Origin of the sequence: Pseudomonas baetica, assembly GCF_051216495.1 — a bacterium.
GTDB classification, from domain to species: domain Bacteria; phylum Pseudomonadota; class Gammaproteobacteria; order Pseudomonadales; family Pseudomonadaceae; genus Aquipseudomonas; species Aquipseudomonas baetica_B.
Map to the genome: position 1 here is coordinate 1 of NZ_JBPKAM010000133.1, position 14,273 is coordinate 14,273.

The following is a 14,273-nucleotide window of genomic DNA, read 5'->3' on the forward strand; positions in this document are numbered from 1 at the left end:
CCACAATGGAATGCGGTCAACTGTGGGAGCGAGCCTGCTCGCGAAGGGGCCAGACCAGTCACAGCAATTCTCAGGCCGGCGACATTTCCTGCGCCACCCCAAGAAAAGCCGCCGGCAACCGTGCGTTTTTGCGCTCCTTGAGACAGTACAGATACTCCGGCAACAAGGGCGCATTCTCGATGGTCAGCACCCGCAGCTGTGGATCGTGGGGCACTTCCTGGCGGGCGATGAGGCTGATGCCGATGTTGCGCAGCACCGCTTCGCGGATCGATTCACGGCTGCCGATCTCCAGCAGGGGGCCGAGACTCACCCCGGCGCCGGCCAGCAACTCTTCGGTCATGCGCCGAGTGGTGGAGCCCGGCTCGCGCATCAACAACGTATGCCCGGCCAATGCGCTGAGCGGAACATGGTCATGGACCGCCAGCGGATGGCTGCGATGTACCGCCAGCACCAACGGATCACTGCCGAGCACCCGCCGAATCAACCGCGCATCCTCCAGCAACTGCGAAGACGCCGCGACATCGACCCGATACTCTTCCAGCGCTTCGAGCACCTGCTGGGAGTTACCGATTTCCACCGACACTTCCACCTGAGGCAGGCGCTCGCGGAAGGTTTTCACCAGGTCTAGGATGTAATACGGCGCCGTGGCAGCGATACGCAGCGTGCCCTGAACCTGACCGCTGTTGCGCAGGAAAAACTCGATGTCGGCCTCTTGCTGCAACAGCGCCTTGACCATCGGCAGCAATCGCGCGCCCTCATCACTGACGCTAAGACGGCGCCCGCCACGGTAGAAAAGCTCCACGGAGTACTGGCTTTCCAGATTGCGAATCTGAGTCGTCACCGTGGGTTGGCTCAGGCCGAGCTTCTTCGCTGCCAGGGTAATGCTGCCCAGGCGGGCAACCATGTAAAACGCCTTCAGCTCGGCACTCAGCACAACCATCCCTCTTCGTCTATTTGCGCAGCAGGCGCAATCCGTTGAACACCACCAACAGGCTCACGCCCATGTCGGCAAACACTGCCATCCACATGGTAGCGAGCCCGGCGAAGGTTACCCCAAGAAAGATCGCCTTGATGACCAATGCCAGGGCAATGTTCTGCTTGAGGATGCTCGAGGTCTGCCGTGACAGACGAACGAAAGTCGGAATTTTGCGTAGATCGTCGTCCATCAGGGCGACATCGGCAGTTTCGATGGCGGTATCGGTGCCAGCGGCCGCCATGGCGAAACCTATCTCCGAACGCGCCAGCGCCGGGGCATCGTTGATGCCGTCGCCGACCATCCCGACGCGATGGCCTTGCGCATAAAGGTCTTCGATGGCTTGAAGTTTGTCCGTCGGCAACAGGTCACCCCGGGCCTGATCGATGCCGACCTGTTCGGCAATCGCCTGGGCGGTGTGCACGTTGTCGCCAGTCAGCATCAGGGTCTTGATGCCCAGTTCGTGCAGTTGCTGGATCGCTTCTCGACTGGACGTCTTTACCGTATCGGCGACAGCGAATAACGCCAACGGACCGGACTGTTCGAGCAATAGCACCACCGACTTGCCCTGTTTCTCCAGTGCAAACAGCTTCTCTTCCAGTGCTGGCGAGCACAGGCCAAGATCCTCTACCAATCTATGGTTGCCCAAGTGGTAGAGCTGACCATTGATCACGCCACGTACACCGCGCCCGCCCAGGGCTTCAAAGTTATCCACAGCCAGCGGCGTCTGCTGCTTATCCACAGCTGCGCTGGCAATGGCCCTCGACACTGGATGATCCGACCGTCCGGCCAGCGCTGCCGCAATCGCCGGGGCGGTGGCGTCGGCTATCGGGTCGAGTGACAAGTAATCGGTTTGAACCGGTTTGCCATGGGTGAGGGTCCCGGTCTTGTCCAGGGCCAGATAGTCGAGCTTGTATCCGCCCTCCAGATAAACGCCACCCTTGACCAGAATGCCCTTGCGCGCCGCCGCCGCGAGTCCGCTGACGATGGTCACTGGCGTGGAGATCACCAAGGCGCAGGGACAGGCGACAACCAACAGCACCAGGGCGCGGTAAATCCAGTCGAACCACAATTGGCCCATGAACAGCGGCGGAATTACGGCGACGGCCAGTGCAAGGATGAAGACTGCTGGCGTATAGATTTTCGAAAATTGATCAACGAAGCGCTGGGTCGGCGCCCTCGCGCCCTGGGCCTGTTCGACGGCGTGGATGATTCGCGCCAGGGTCGAATGGTTGGCCCCCGCGGTGACGGTATATTCCAGGGAACCGGCCTGATTGATTGTGCCGGCGAACACCTTGTCGCCCACGGTTTTCTCCACCGGCAGGCTTTCACCGGTGATCGGTGCCTGGTCGATGGTCGAGTTGCCCGCCACGACCTCACCGTCCAGACCGATGCGTTCGCCGGGACGCACCCGCACCCGCGCGCCAAGGTCGATGGTTTTCACGTCTTGCTCTGCCCAACTGCCATCGGCTTGCAGCACCGTGGCCTGCTCCGGCGCCATCTGCATCAGACCGCTGATCGCATTGCGTGCGCGATCCAGCGAGCGCGCCTCGATCAACTCGGCCACAGTGAACAGGAACATCACCATCGCCGCTTCCGGCCATTGGCCGATCAGGATCGCGCCCGTCACCGCGATGCTCATCAAAGCGTTGATATTGAGGTTGAGGTTCTTCAGGGCGATCCAGCCCTTTTTATAGGTGCCCAGACCACCGCTGAGAATCGAGATCAGTGCGATGACCGCCACCACCCAGTTCGGTGCGGCGCCGGTGAAGTGGATCACTTCGGCCAACAACGCAGCGATGCCGGACAACGCCAATGGCCACCAGCGCTTTTTCTCGGGCGCAGGCATCGGTGCTTCCGCGCCTTGCTCCAACGGCTCGGCTTGCATACCGAGGGATTTGATGGCGTCGATGATCGGCGCGGTGCTGGCCAGGTTATGGGTGACCCCCAGCACCCTGTTAATCAGATTGAACTCCAGCTGCTGCACGCCTGTCAGTTTTCCTAACTTGTTCTGAATCAGCGTTTGTTCGGTCGGGCAGTCCATGGCTTCGATGCGGAAACGGCTCAGCCGCGCGTCGGCAGTGGGCGCGTCGTTCAACCGGACCAATGCCGGCGCTGCAGCTTTCGAAGAACAGCAGGCATCACCATGGCTGCCGTGTGCATGTGGCGTCACGGGTTTGAGTTTGTTGATATCGGGCTTGTGGCTGTGCAGGGAATCGCTCATGGGTTTTGTCCATAAAAGTGCCTGTTGCCAAGTAAAGACCCTGTAGCCACTATAGGGTCAAGCACCCATTTTTGGAGATCGTCGACATGAAGATCGGAGAGCTGGCGAAACTGACGGATTGCGCGGTGGAAACCATCCGCTACTACGAACGAGAAAACCTGCTGCCGGAGCCGGCACGCAGCGATGGAAACTATCGCGTCTACACCCAAGCCCACGCCGAGCGTCTGACCTTCATCCGCAACTGTCGCACCCTCGACATGACCCTCGAAGAGATCCGCAGCCTGCTGGCCTTTCGCGACAGCCCCCAGGACCAGTGTGAAAGCGTCAATGCGCTGATCGACGAGCACATCCACCACGTCAAGGCGCGGATCGATGGCTTGCTGGCGTTACAGACGCAACTGCTCGACCTGCGCCAACGCTGTGGCGAAGGGCCGGGGATTGATCAATGCGGGATTTTGCAGCGGCTAGAGGTGAGTGGCGGGGTTGTAGCGACGGAGGTGGAGCATTCGCATGTTGGAAGAAGTCATGGGCATTGAGGATGCCATCGCTGGCAAGCCAGCTCCCACAGGTTATGCACAAACCCTGTGGGAGCTGGCTTGCCAGCGATCACCGCGCAGCGGTGCCTGAATCAGACCGCCATCGGTGCGGTCATTGGCGCATGGTGCTCGTAGCCTTCCAGCGAGAAATCACTCGGTTCGACCAACTCCAACCACTCCGGCTGATAAACACCGGTCTTGGCGAATTCCGGCACGCGGTCGGAAATTTTCAGCTTCGGCATCGGGAACGGCTCGCGCTTGAGCTGTTCGCTGAGCATGTCCAGGTGGTTTTCATAGACATGGGCGTCGCCGATGAAATAGGTAAACCAACGCGGTGTGTAACCGGTCAGGCGACCGATCAGGCTCAGCAATGCTGCGCCTTCGGTCAGGTTGAACGGCGTGCCCAGGCCCAGGTCGTTGGAGCGGATGTAGAGGGTCAGAGAGATCTCTTTGGTCTCGACATTCGGATGGAACTGGTACAGCAGGTGGCACGGCGGCAGGGCCATTTCATCGAGCTGGGCGCAGTTCCAGCCGTGGAACAGGATGCGGCGGCTGCCCGGGTCCTTGATGATGGTGTCGACGCACTGGCGAACCTGATCGATGGCCTTGTACAACACCACGTAAGCCTGACCGTCTTCCTCGCCTTCGGCGATCTGGCGGTAGCCTTGTTTCAGGGTCTGTTCGATGGCGGCCGGGTTGCTGACCGGGATCTGCTTGTACGCTGGCCATTTGCGCCATTGCACGCCGTAGATTTCACCGAGGTCATCTTCGCCCTGACGGAACGGGTTGGCCAGCCACTGGGCGTTTTCGTTGGCGTTCTGGTCCCAGACCTTGCAGCCCAGCGCGCGGAATTCGGCGGCGTTGTTCACGCCCCGCAGGAAACCGCACATCTCGCCGATGGCCGATTTGAAGGCCATCTTGCGGGTGGTGATCGCCGGAAAACCTTCCTGCAGGTCGTAACGCAGCATCGCGCCGGGAAAGCTGATGGTGTTCACGCCGGTGCGGTTGGCCTGTTTGGTGCCGTTCTTGATGACATGGGCGACCAGTTCGAGATATTGCTTCATGAATAACCTGTGTCCTTGAACCCGCAGCTATCGCTGCGGGATTCGAATTTATACGGCGGCGGCCGGTGTTGCCGGGGCGCGGCGATACGCCAGCCAGATCAGGAGCAGACCACCCAGGATCATCGGTACGCACAGCACCTGCCCCATGGTCAGCCAGTTCCAGGCCAGATAGCCCAATTGCGCGTCCGGCACGCGGACGAATTCGACGATGAAACGGAAGATGCCATAGAACAGCGCGAACATCCCGGACACCGCCATGGTGGGTCGCGGCTTGCGCGAGAACAGCCACAGGATCAGGAACAGCGCCACGCCTTCCAGCGCAAACTGGTACAGCTGCGACGGGTGACGCGGCAATTGCGCCGGGTCGCTGAATGGCGGGAAGATCATCGCCCACGGCACGTCGGTCGGCTTGCCCCACAACTCGGCATTGATGAAGTTGCCGATGCGCCCGGCGCCCAGGCCGATCGGCACCATCGGTGCGACGAAATCCATCAGCTGGAAGAACGACTTGTTGTTCTTTTTACCGAACCACAGCGCCGCCAGCATCACGCCGATGAAACCGCCGTGGAACGACATCCCGCCTTTCCACACTTCGAAAATCAGCGTCGGGTTGGCCAGGTAGGCATGCAGATCATAAAACAGCACATAACCCAGACGTCCGCCGACAATCACCCCCATCGACATCCAGAACACCATGTCGGAGAGTTTCTCCTTGGTCCAGGTCGGGTCGAAGCGGTTCAACCGGCGGGACGCCAGCAGCCAGGCGCCGCCGATGCCGATCAGGTACATCAGACCGTACCAGTGGATTTTCAGCGGACCGATGGCCAGGGCCACCGGGTCGATCTGCGGGTAAGGCAGCATTGCGACTCCTTATAAGCGTTCAAATCTTCAAATTCCCGGGCGACGCTGTCACCCCAGGATTAAGCCAGTATTGCGCCGCGCGTCAGAGCAGATGCTTCAGACTAGAAAGTTCAGACCAACGCAGAACAGCAAAGCGGCAAACAGTCTTTTCAGCAACTTTGGCGATAAGTTATGCGCCAACCTCGCACCGAAGCGCGCAAACACCATACTGGTCAGGGCGATGCCCAACAGCGCCGGCAAATAAACAAAACCGAGACTATGGGCCGGCAACAGCGGATCGTGCCAGCCCAGAATCATGAAACTTAATGCACTTGCCAAAGCGATCGGCAAGCCGCAGGCCGATGAAGTGGCCACCGCCTGCTGCATCGGCACGCTGCGCCAGGTCAAAAACGGCACGGTCAGCGAACCGCCGCCAATCCCGAAAATCGCCGAGGCCCAGCCAATCACACTGCCCGCCACGGTCAGGCCGGCTTTCCCCGGCACGCTTCGGCTGGCCTTGGGCTTGAGGTCCAACGCCAGCTGCGCGGCGATCACCAGGGCAAAGACACCAATGATTTTTTGCAGGTTAGGTCCGGAGATCGCTTCGGCGGTCAGGGCACCGAAACCGGCACCGATCAGGATGCCGACGGTCATCCACACGAAAATCGGCCAGCGTACGGCGCCACGGCGATGGTGCTCGCGTACCGCATTGACCGACGTGAAGATGATTGTCGCCAGCGACGTACCGACGGCGAGGTGGGTCAGGATCGACGGATCGAAACCTTGCGCCTTGAAACTGAATACCAGCACCGGAACGATAATGATCCCGCCACCCACGCCGAACAGCCCGGCCAGCACACCGGCGCAGGCGCCGAGCGCCAGATAGAGCAGAAATTCCATGCTGTTTCCCCACCCAACCCCAAAACCGGAGCGGCATGGTAACGGATGCGTGGCCTCGGGCTCCACCCAATGGCGATGGATACCCGCACGACGACTGCGTAGAGTGGGCAAAAACACACAAGGACCACCTTATGTGCCTGATTGTTTTCGCCTGGCGACCAGGTCATGCCCAGCCGTTGATCGTGGCGGCCAACCGCGACGAGTTCTATGCCCGCCCCAGCCTGCCGCTGGCGCCTTGGCCCGAAGCGCCGCAGGTGTACGCCGGTCGTGACCTGGAAGCCGGCGGCACCTGGCTCGGGGTTGGCGCTAATGGGCGATTCGCCGCGCTGACCAACATCCGCGATCCCCACCGCCCCCCAGGACGCAAGTCCCGAGGTGAGCTGGTGGCGCGTTTTCTCACCGACGAATTGCCCATTGATGACTATTTAACCGACGTTGTTGCACGTTCGCCGGAATATGGCGGGTTTAATCTGTTGATTGGCAATCATCATGAACTCTGGCACTTCAATGCCCGGGAATCGGAAGCGGTGATGCTGCCACCGGGCGTGTATGGACTGTCGAACGCCGGGCTGGATACACCGTGGCCAAAATTGCTCAAGGCCAAGGCCGCATTGAGTGAGGTATTGGACGATCCGCAACCCCAGGCACTGCTGGCCTTGCTGGGCGATGCACAGCAGGCACCGTTTGCAGATCTGCCGGATACCGGGGTCGGGTTGGCAACGGAGACATTGCTATCGAGTGTGTTTATCGCCAGCCAGAGCTACGGGACCCGGGCGAGTACGGCGTTGATTGTGCAGGCCGATGGTGGACGGCATATGGTCGAAAGGAGTTTCGGGCCTTATGGCGGGCATCTTGGGGAAGTGGAGGTCAGGCTTTAACTTTTGTATGTTCTGGTCTGGCCTCATCGCGGGCAAGCCCGCTCCCACAGTGATCTTTAGTGTTCACACAATCTGTGTTTCACCCGAAAACCTGTGGGAGCGGGCTTGCCCGCGATTGGGGCCGCCGCAGTATTAGAGAGGCTTGACCGAAGCAGGGTTGATCATCCGCGCCAATCCAAGATTCTTCAGCGCCAGTTGCAGCGAACTGTGAATAACCTGCGGGTTGTCGATGGTCATCAATTCGGCCAGCATCTCCCTGGCCTTGCTCAGGTTGATTTGACGCAGCATCCACTTCACTTTCGGCAAGTTGGTGGCGTTCATCGACAAGCTGTCGAACCCCATCGCCATCAACAGCACCGCTGCCGCCGGATCGCCGGCCATCTCGCCGCAAATACTCACCGGCTTGCCTTCGGCATGGGCGTCGCGCACCACGGTTTGCAGGGCCTGGAGCACCGCCGGGTGCAAGTAATCGTAAAGATCGGCCACCCGCGGGTTGTTCCGGTCCACGGCCAGCAAGTACTGGGTCAGGTCGTTGGAACCGACCGACAGGAAATCCACCTGGCGCGCCAGTTCCTTGGTCTGGTACACCGCCGCCGGAATCTCGATCATCACGCCAACCGGCGGCATCGGAACGTCACAGCCTTCGTCACGCACTTCGCCCCAGGCCCGATGGATCAGGTGCAAGGCTTCTTCCAGTTCGTGAGTACCGGAGATCATCGGCAACAGGATCCGCAGGTTGTTCAAGCCTTCGCTGGCCTTGAGCATGGCGCGGGTCTGCACCAGGAAGATTTCCGGGTGATCGAGGGTGACGCGAATTCCGCGCCAGCCGAGGAACGGGTTGTCCTCCTTGATCGGGAAGTACGACAGCGCCTTGTCGCCACCAATATCCAGCGTACGCATGGTGACCGGTTGCGGATGGAACGCGGCGAGTTGCTCACGGTAGATCGCCAGCTGTTCCTTTTCGCTCGGGAAGCGCTGGTTAATCATGAATGGCACTTCGGTGCGGTACAGGCCGACACCTTCGGCGCCGCGCTTCTGCGCGCGAGCCACATCCGCCAGCAAGCCGGTGTTGACCCACAACGGCATGCGGTGACCATCGACTGTGACGCACGGCAGATCACGCAGCGCATCGAGCCCAAGGGCCAGTTGCTTTTCTTCCTCGACGATATCGGCGAACTGCTTGCTCAGCACTTCACTCGGGTTGGTGTAGACCTCTCCGTGATAGCCGTCGACGATCATCTGAATGCCGTCGACCTTGGAATACGGCAGGTCGACCAAGCCCATCACTGTCGGGATGCCCATGGCGCGCGCCAGAATGGCCACGTGGGAGTTGCCGGAACCGAGTACCGAGACCAGGCCCACCAGCTTGTTTTCCGGAACCTCGCCGAGCATGGCCGGCGTCAGCTCCTCGCTGACCAGAATGGTGTTGTCGGGATAAACCAGGGTTTGCTGCCGCTCTTCCTGCAAGTAAGCCAGCAGGCGACGACCCAGGTCCTTGACGTCCGATGCCCGCTCACGCAGATACTCGTCGTCCATCAACTCAAAGCGGTTGACGTGATCGGTGACTACCTGGCGCAGGGCACCCTGGGCCCACTGGCCGGTCTTGATCACGGTGGTCACTTCGCTGCCCAGTGCCGCGTCGTCGAGCATCATCAGGTAGACGTCGAACAAGGCGCGCTCTTCCGGGCGCAACTGCGTGGCCAGCTTGGCCGACAACGTACGCATATCGGCGCGCACACCCTCGATGGCAGTCTTGAACAACGCAAGCTCGGCATCGATGTCGGTGATGGTCTTGTCGGGCACCACGTCCAGATCAGCCGGCGGCAGCATGACGACCGCAGTACCGACCGCCGCACCCGGAGACCCCGGTACGCCGACGAACTTGGCTTCCTGAATCCCCTTGCCCTGACGACCCAGGCCGCGAATCGACCCAGTGGCCTCGGCATGGGCGATAACGCCGGCGAGCTGCGCACTCATGGTCACGAGGAAGGCTTCTTCACCTTCATCGAACTGGCGGCGCTCTTTCTGTTGAATGACCAGCACGCCGACGACGCGGCGGTGGTGAATGATCGGCGCCCCGAGGAACGAGGCGTAGCGCTCTTCGCCGGTCTCGGCGAAATAGCGATAGCGCGGGTGATCCGCGGCGTTTTCGAGGTTCAGGGGTTCTTCACGCGTGCCGACCAGTCCGACCAGACCTTCATTGGGCGCCATGCTGACCTTGCCGATCGAGCGCTTGTTCAAGCCCTCGGTGGCCATCAGCACGAAACGGTTGGTTTCGGGGTCAAGCAGGTAGACCGAGCAGACCTGGCTGCCCATGGCCTCTTTGACGCGCAACACAATAATCCCCAACGCCGCCTTGAGATCCTTGGCGGAGTTAACTTCCTGGACGATCTTGCGCAGCGTATTGAGCATGGCTCGGGGTCGAACTCCGTCGTCAGTCGCGCGCTAAAAGGCGCGGGGCAAGCTCTTTGAGAGCGCGTCGATACACCTCGCGCTTGAATGTCACCACCTGGCCCAACGGATACCAATAGCTGACCCAGCGCCAGCCATCGAATTCCGGTTTACCGGTCAAATCCATCCGCACCCGCTGCTCGTTGGAGATCAGGCGCAGGAGAAACCATTTCTGCTTCTGGCCGATGCACAGCGGTTGGCTGTGCGTCCTGACCAGACGTTGCGGCAAACGATAGCGCAACCAGCCCCGGGTGCAGGCGAGTATTTCAACATCTTCGCGCTCCAGCCCCACTTCTTCGTTCAGCTCGCGGTACAAGGCGTCTTCCGGCGTCTCCTGGGGGTTGATCCCACCTTGAGGAAACTGCCAGGCATCTTGATTGATACGGCGAGCCCACAGCACCTGGCCGGCATCATTCGTCAGAATGATCCCGACATTAGGACGGAAACCATCGGGGTCGATCACGGCAACAACCTCGCAAACGCATGTCGCCGCATTGTTCCACAAAGGTCGTGAAGGCAGCAACGCACCGGCCTACCTTATGTGCACTCTTGTGAAAAGTCCGTATTCTGAACGCCTTTCTACAGACTTTTCAGCGAGTAACTGCAATGCGGCTGGCTTTATTCGACTTGGACAACACGCTTCTGGGCGGTGACAGCGATCACGCTTGGGGCGATTACCTGTGTGAACGTGGCTTCCTCGACGCTGTGGCCTACAAGGCACGCAACGACGAGTTCTATCAGGATTACCTGGCAGGCAAACTGGATAACGACGCCTACCTGAATTTCTGCCTGGAAGTACTGGGCCGTACCGAAATGGCCACGTTGGACCAATGGCACAGCGAATTCATGCGCGACTGCATTGATCAACTCATGCTGCCCAAGGCCTTCGAACTGCTGGCCAAACACCGCGACGCGGGCGACAAACTGGTGATCATCACCGCCACCAACCGCTTCGTTACAGGCCCCATTGCCGAGCGCCTGGGCGTCGACACCCTGATCGCCACCGAATGCGAAATGCAGGACGGCCGCTACACCGGGCGCAGCACCGACGTGCCGTGCTTCCGTGAGGGCAAGGTAACGCGCTTGAATCGTTGGCTGGAAGAGACCGGGCACAACCTGGAGGACAGTTACTTCTACAGCGACTCGATGAATGACTTGCCGTTGCTGGAGCAGGTGGCGAATCCGGTGGCGGTTGATCCGGATCACAATCTACGGGCCGAAGCCCAGAAGCGTGGCTGGCCGATCATCAGCCTGCGCGACTGATATCGCCATCGCTGGCAAGCCAGCTCCCACAGGGATCTCTGGCGTGGTTGCAATCTGCGCCGCGCAACAGAAACCTGTGGGAGCTGGCTTGCCAGCGATGCGGTTCCGGCATCAAACCGGCTTGGCGCCCATCAACCCGGCAATGGCGACAAAGCAGACAAAACTGAACAACGCCAACGCGAAGGTAAACCTGCCCACGCCACCCGGCGTCTTGCGCGCCTTGTTCAATCGCACCAGCAACCAGAACCACGCCAGCGCCGCCACGGTGTAGAGCACGCTCGAGGCCAGCAACCAGGTCTGGCCCAGCGGCCAGCCCACCAGATGCACCATCCACCAACCGGTGAATGGCATGCTCAGCAACGCCAGCCCCATCAATAGCCAGACGAATACACGCGGCCCTTGCAGGGTGCGACTGGCTGCCGTTGCGTCGCCTTTACGCCGCGTCCGCCAGACCCAAATCCCCAGGCCCAGCGCACACAACAGCACCAGCACCGTCGCCACCATGTGTGCTGCTTTCAGGGCCGTTAACGTTTCCATGGTTCGATTTCCTTATGCCTTGCCCATCAGCGTAGCCGTTCAGCCAAGAAACAGCTGATAGGCCGGGTTGTCGCTTTCATCCCAGTACGGGTAACCGATTTCTTCCAGCGCCGCCGGCACCAGATGACGCTCTTCATGCGGCACCTGCAGGCCCGCGACCACACGGCCATCCGCCGCTCCATGGTTGCGATAGTGGAACATCGAGATGTTCCAGCGCCCACCCAGCTTGTTTAGGAAGTTGAACAACGCCCCCGGACGCTCCGGGAATTCGAAGCGCAGGATCACTTCATCCACCACATGCGCCGCGCGACCACCGACCATGTGGCGGATGTGCAGCTTGGCCAGTTCGTTGTCCGTCAGGTCGACCACCGGGAAGCCTTGTTCGCCGAGGCTGGCGATCAATGCGCTGCGCGGGTCGGTGTCCGGGTGCGTCTGCACGCCGACGAAGATGTGCGCTTCGCTGCCGGTGTTGTAGCGGTAATTGAATTCGGTAATCTGGCGCTTGCCGATGGCTTCGCAGAACGCCTTGAAGCTGCCTGGCTTCTCCGGGATGGTCACGGCGATGATGGCTTCACGGCCCTCGCCCAGTTCAGCGCGCTCGGCCACATGGCGCAAGCGGTCGAAGTTGACGTTGGCACCGGAATCGATAGCGACGAAGGTGTGCCCGGTGACACCGCGCTGCTCGACGTACTTCTTGATCCCGGCCACGCCCAAAGCACCGGCAGGTTCGGTGATCGAGCGGGTATCGTCGTAGATATCCTTGATCGCCGCGCAGATCTCGTCGGTGCTGACGGTGATGACTTCGTCGACATGGTCCTTGCAGATATCAAAGGTGTGCTGACCGATCTGGGCCACCGCCACACCATCGGCAAAGATACCCACGGTCGGCAGTACCACGCGCTCACCCGCGGCCATGGCGGCTTGCAGGCAATTGGAGTCGTCCGGCTCGACACCGATGATCTTGATGTCCGGACGCAGGTATTTGACGTACGCCGCGATGCCGGCGATCAGTCCGCCACCGCCTACCGGGACGAAAATCGCATCCAGGCGCCCCGGATGCTGGCGCAGAATCTCCATGGCCACCGTGCCCTGCCCGGCAATGGTGTGTGGATCGTCATAGGGGTGAATGTAAACGTAGCCTTTTTCGTCGACCAGTTTCAGCGAATAGGCCAGGGCTTCCGGGAATGAATCGCCGTGCAGCACCACTTTACCGCCGCGCGAACGCACGCCTTCAACCTTGATCTCGGGGGTGGTCTTGGGCATGACGATGGTTGCTTTCACGCCCAATACTTTCGCCGCCAGGGCCAGGCCTTGCGCATGATTGCCCGCTGAAGCCGTGACCACGCCACGGGCGCGCTCTTCATCGCTCAATTGGGTCAGCTTGTTGTAAGCCCCGCGAATCTTGAACGAGAACACCGGCTGCAAGTCTTCACGCTTGAGCCAAATCTCGTTGCCCAGCCGCTCGGAGAGCTGGCGAGCAGTCTGCAACGGGGTTTCTACGGCAACGTCATAAACGCGCGAGGTGAGGATCTTTTTGACGTACTGTTCAAGCATCGGAAAGCATCACTGAGCAGGTTGGGCAGGACCACGGAGTCTAACCCGGCTTTTGCTCATGCGACCACCCTGTAGGAGCGAGCATGCTCGCGATGAACCCGGGGACACCGCTGGGTGTCAGGTATCCAGCGTAATCGTTTACGACCATCGCGAGCATGCTCGCTCCTACAGGTATCGGTTGCATCCCGCCAATCGGGCAATGACCTTCCCCAATCCGAAGCCTATAATGCCGGCCTTTCTTTCCCCCTCTTCGGCACCTCGGAGCCCGCATGACCCAGGATCAACTCAAACAGGCAGTGGCCCAGGCCGCCGTCGATTTCATCCTTCCGAAACTCGACGACAAGAGCATCGTCGGGGTCGGCACCGGCTCCACCGCCAACTGCTTCATCGATGCCCTGGCCAAGCACAAGGGTGCCTTCGATGGCGCGGTCGCCAGCTCCGAAGCCACCGCCGCGCGCCTGAAAGGCCACGGGATTCCGGTGTATGAGCTCAACACCGTCAGCAATCTGGAGTTCTACGTCGACGGTGCCGATGAAAGCGACGAGCACCTGAACCTGATCAAGGGCGGCGGCGCAGCCTTGACCCGCGAGAAGATCGTCGCCGCCGTGGCCCAGACCTTCATCTGCATCGCCGACGCCAGCAAACTGGTACCGGTCCTTGGCAATTTCCCGCTGCCGGTGGAAGTGATCCCGATGGCCCGCAGCCACGTGGCCCGTCAACTGGTGAAACTGGGCGGCGATCCGGTCTACCGTGAAGGCGTAGTGACCGATAACGGCAACATCATTCTCGATGTGTTCAACCTGCAGATCACCAACCCGGTGGAGCTGGAGACGCAGATCAATGCGATCGTGGGCGTGGTGACCAATGGCTTGTTCGCGGCGCGTCCGGCGGACCTGCTGTTGCTGGGGACCAGTGAGGGCGTAAAAACCCTGCGCGCCGAGTAAATCAGGCACACCAACAAACCTGTGGGGGGGGGGGGGGGGGGGGGGGGGGGGGGGGGGGGGGGGGGGGGGGGGGGGGGGGGGGGGGGGGGGGGGGGGGGGGGGGGGGGGG

Annotated in this window: 13 protein-coding genes; 4 read left to right on the forward strand and 9 right to left on the reverse strand. The window is 60.8% G+C overall.

Translation table 11 applies throughout. From position 1 onward, the window contains the following. Window positions 1-70: 70 nt before the first annotated feature. A complete protein-coding gene (locus tag ACSFE6_RS28290; RefSeq protein ID WP_435430699.1) occupies window positions 71-934 on the reverse strand; it encodes a LysR family transcriptional regulator in 864 nt (287 codons plus the stop codon). A gap of 16 nt (window positions 935-950) precedes the next feature. Then, window positions 951-3,197, reverse strand: a complete 2,247-nt coding sequence (locus tag ACSFE6_RS28295) for a heavy metal translocating P-type ATPase (RefSeq protein WP_435430689.1) — start codon at window positions 3,195-3,197, stop codon at window positions 951-953. 86 nt (window positions 3,198-3,283) lie between these two features. Here ACSFE6_RS28295 and cadR point away from each other — a divergent pair, with 86 nt between their 5' ends. Further along, the gene (gene cadR / locus ACSFE6_RS28300; RefSeq protein WP_008048280.1) at window positions 3,284-3,733 is read left to right on the forward strand and encodes a Cd(II)/Pb(II)-responsive transcriptional regulator; all 450 of its coding nucleotides are present in this window, start codon (window positions 3,284-3,286) and stop codon (window positions 3,731-3,733) included. A 92-nt stretch (window positions 3,734-3,825) separates the two neighbouring features. On the opposite strand, the gene ACSFE6_RS28305 is transcribed toward cadR, so the two are convergent. The 3 genes from ACSFE6_RS28305 to ACSFE6_RS28315 all read right to left on the reverse strand — a co-directional run bounded on the left by ACSFE6_RS28305 (window position 3,826) and on the right by ACSFE6_RS28315 (window position 6,537). Continuing rightward, window positions 3,826-4,797 carry a thymidylate synthase gene (locus ACSFE6_RS28305; RefSeq protein ID WP_435430690.1) on the reverse strand — a complete coding sequence of 324 codons (972 nt, stop codon included), beginning with the start codon at window positions 4,795-4,797 and terminating at the stop codon, window positions 3,826-3,828. A 48-nt stretch (window positions 4,798-4,845) separates the two neighbouring features. Continuing rightward, complete coding sequence (lgt, locus tag ACSFE6_RS28310; RefSeq protein WP_435430691.1) at window positions 4,846-5,658, reverse strand: prolipoprotein diacylglyceryl transferase; 813 nt, start codon at window positions 5,656-5,658, stop codon at window positions 4,846-4,848. Window positions 5,659-5,754: 96 nt separating this feature from the next. Next, complete coding sequence (locus ACSFE6_RS28315; protein WP_435430692.1) at window positions 5,755-6,537, reverse strand: sulfite exporter TauE/SafE family protein; 783 nt, start codon at window positions 6,535-6,537, stop codon at window positions 5,755-5,757. Window positions 6,538-6,668: 131 nt separating this feature from the next. Here ACSFE6_RS28315 and ACSFE6_RS28320 point away from each other — a divergent pair, with 131 nt between their 5' ends. Further along, window positions 6,669-7,415 carry an NRDE family protein gene (locus ACSFE6_RS28320; RefSeq protein WP_435430693.1) on the forward strand — a complete coding sequence of 249 codons (747 nt, stop codon included), beginning with the start codon at window positions 6,669-6,671 and terminating at the stop codon, window positions 7,413-7,415. Window positions 7,416-7,547: 132 nt separating this feature from the next. On the opposite strand, the gene ptsP is transcribed toward ACSFE6_RS28320, so the two are convergent. Both ptsP and ACSFE6_RS28330 read right to left on the reverse strand, forming a co-directional pair. Further along, window positions 7,548-9,827, reverse strand: coding sequence for a phosphoenolpyruvate--protein phosphotransferase (gene ptsP, locus ACSFE6_RS28325; protein ID WP_435430694.1), 2,280 nt, complete (start codon window positions 9,825-9,827; stop codon window positions 7,548-7,550). Window positions 9,828-9,849: 22 nt separating this feature from the next. After that, a complete protein-coding gene (locus ACSFE6_RS28330; RefSeq protein WP_007897732.1) occupies window positions 9,850-10,329 on the reverse strand; it encodes an RNA pyrophosphohydrolase in 480 nt (159 codons plus the stop codon). Window positions 10,330-10,472: 143 nt separating this feature from the next. On the opposite strand from ACSFE6_RS28330, the gene ACSFE6_RS28335 reads away from it, so the two are divergent. Beyond that, complete coding sequence (locus ACSFE6_RS28335) at window positions 10,473-11,129, forward strand: HAD family hydrolase (RefSeq protein WP_435430695.1); 657 nt, start codon at window positions 10,473-10,475, stop codon at window positions 11,127-11,129. Between the two features lie 111 nt (window positions 11,130-11,240). Here the strand turns inward: ACSFE6_RS28335 and ACSFE6_RS28340 are convergent, their stop codons facing one another. Together ACSFE6_RS28340 and ilvA are read right to left on the reverse strand one after the other, a co-directional pair. Further along, on the reverse strand, window positions 11,241-11,666 hold the full coding sequence (locus ACSFE6_RS28340) for a DUF2269 domain-containing protein (protein WP_435430696.1): 426 nt from the start codon (window positions 11,664-11,666) through the stop codon (window positions 11,241-11,243). Window positions 11,667-11,705: 39 nt separating this feature from the next. Beyond that, window positions 11,706-13,220 carry a threonine ammonia-lyase, biosynthetic gene (ilvA, locus tag ACSFE6_RS28345; RefSeq protein WP_435430697.1) on the reverse strand — a complete coding sequence of 505 codons (1,515 nt, stop codon included), beginning with the start codon at window positions 13,218-13,220 and terminating at the stop codon, window positions 11,706-11,708. 269 nt (window positions 13,221-13,489) lie between these two features. Here ilvA and rpiA point away from each other — a divergent pair, with 269 nt between their 5' ends. Next, window positions 13,490-14,164: a ribose-5-phosphate isomerase RpiA gene (gene rpiA, locus ACSFE6_RS28350; RefSeq protein WP_435430698.1), complete on the forward strand. Its 675-nt coding sequence runs from the start codon at window positions 13,490-13,492 to the stop codon at window positions 14,162-14,164. Window positions 14,165-14,273 lie beyond the last annotated feature (109 nt).

Coding starts and splice junctions, on each gene's coding strand:
- ACSFE6_RS28315 (WP_435430692.1), bottom strand. CDS start 6,537: ATGGAATTTCTGCTCTATCTGGCGCTCGGCGCCTGCGCCGGTGTGCTG.
- cadR (WP_008048280.1), top strand. CDS start 3,284: ATGAAGATCGGAGAGCTGGCGAAACTGACGGATTGCGCGGTGGAAACC.
- ACSFE6_RS28335 (WP_435430695.1), top strand. CDS start 10,473: ATGCGGCTGGCTTTATTCGACTTGGACAACACGCTTCTGGGCGGTGAC.
- ACSFE6_RS28320 (WP_435430693.1), top strand. CDS start 6,669: ATGTGCCTGATTGTTTTCGCCTGGCGACCAGGTCATGCCCAGCCGTTG.
- ACSFE6_RS28295 (WP_435430689.1), bottom strand. CDS start 3,197: ATGAGCGATTCCCTGCACAGCCACAAGCCCGATATCAACAAACTCAAA.
- lgt (WP_435430691.1), bottom strand. CDS start 5,658: ATGCTGCCTTACCCGCAGATCGACCCGGTGGCCCTGGCCATCGGTCCG.
- ptsP (WP_435430694.1), bottom strand. CDS start 9,827: ATGCTCAATACGCTGCGCAAGATCGTCCAGGAAGTTAACTCCGCCAAG.
- rpiA (WP_435430698.1), top strand. CDS start 13,490: ATGACCCAGGATCAACTCAAACAGGCAGTGGCCCAGGCCGCCGTCGAT.
- ACSFE6_RS28340 (WP_435430696.1), bottom strand. CDS start 11,666: ATGGAAACGTTAACGGCCCTGAAAGCAGCACACATGGTGGCGACGGTG.
- ilvA (WP_435430697.1), bottom strand. CDS start 13,220: ATGCTTGAACAGTACGTCAAAAAGATCCTCACCTCGCGCGTTTATGAC.
- ACSFE6_RS28305 (WP_435430690.1), bottom strand. CDS start 4,797: ATGAAGCAATATCTCGAACTGGTCGCCCATGTCATCAAGAACGGCACC.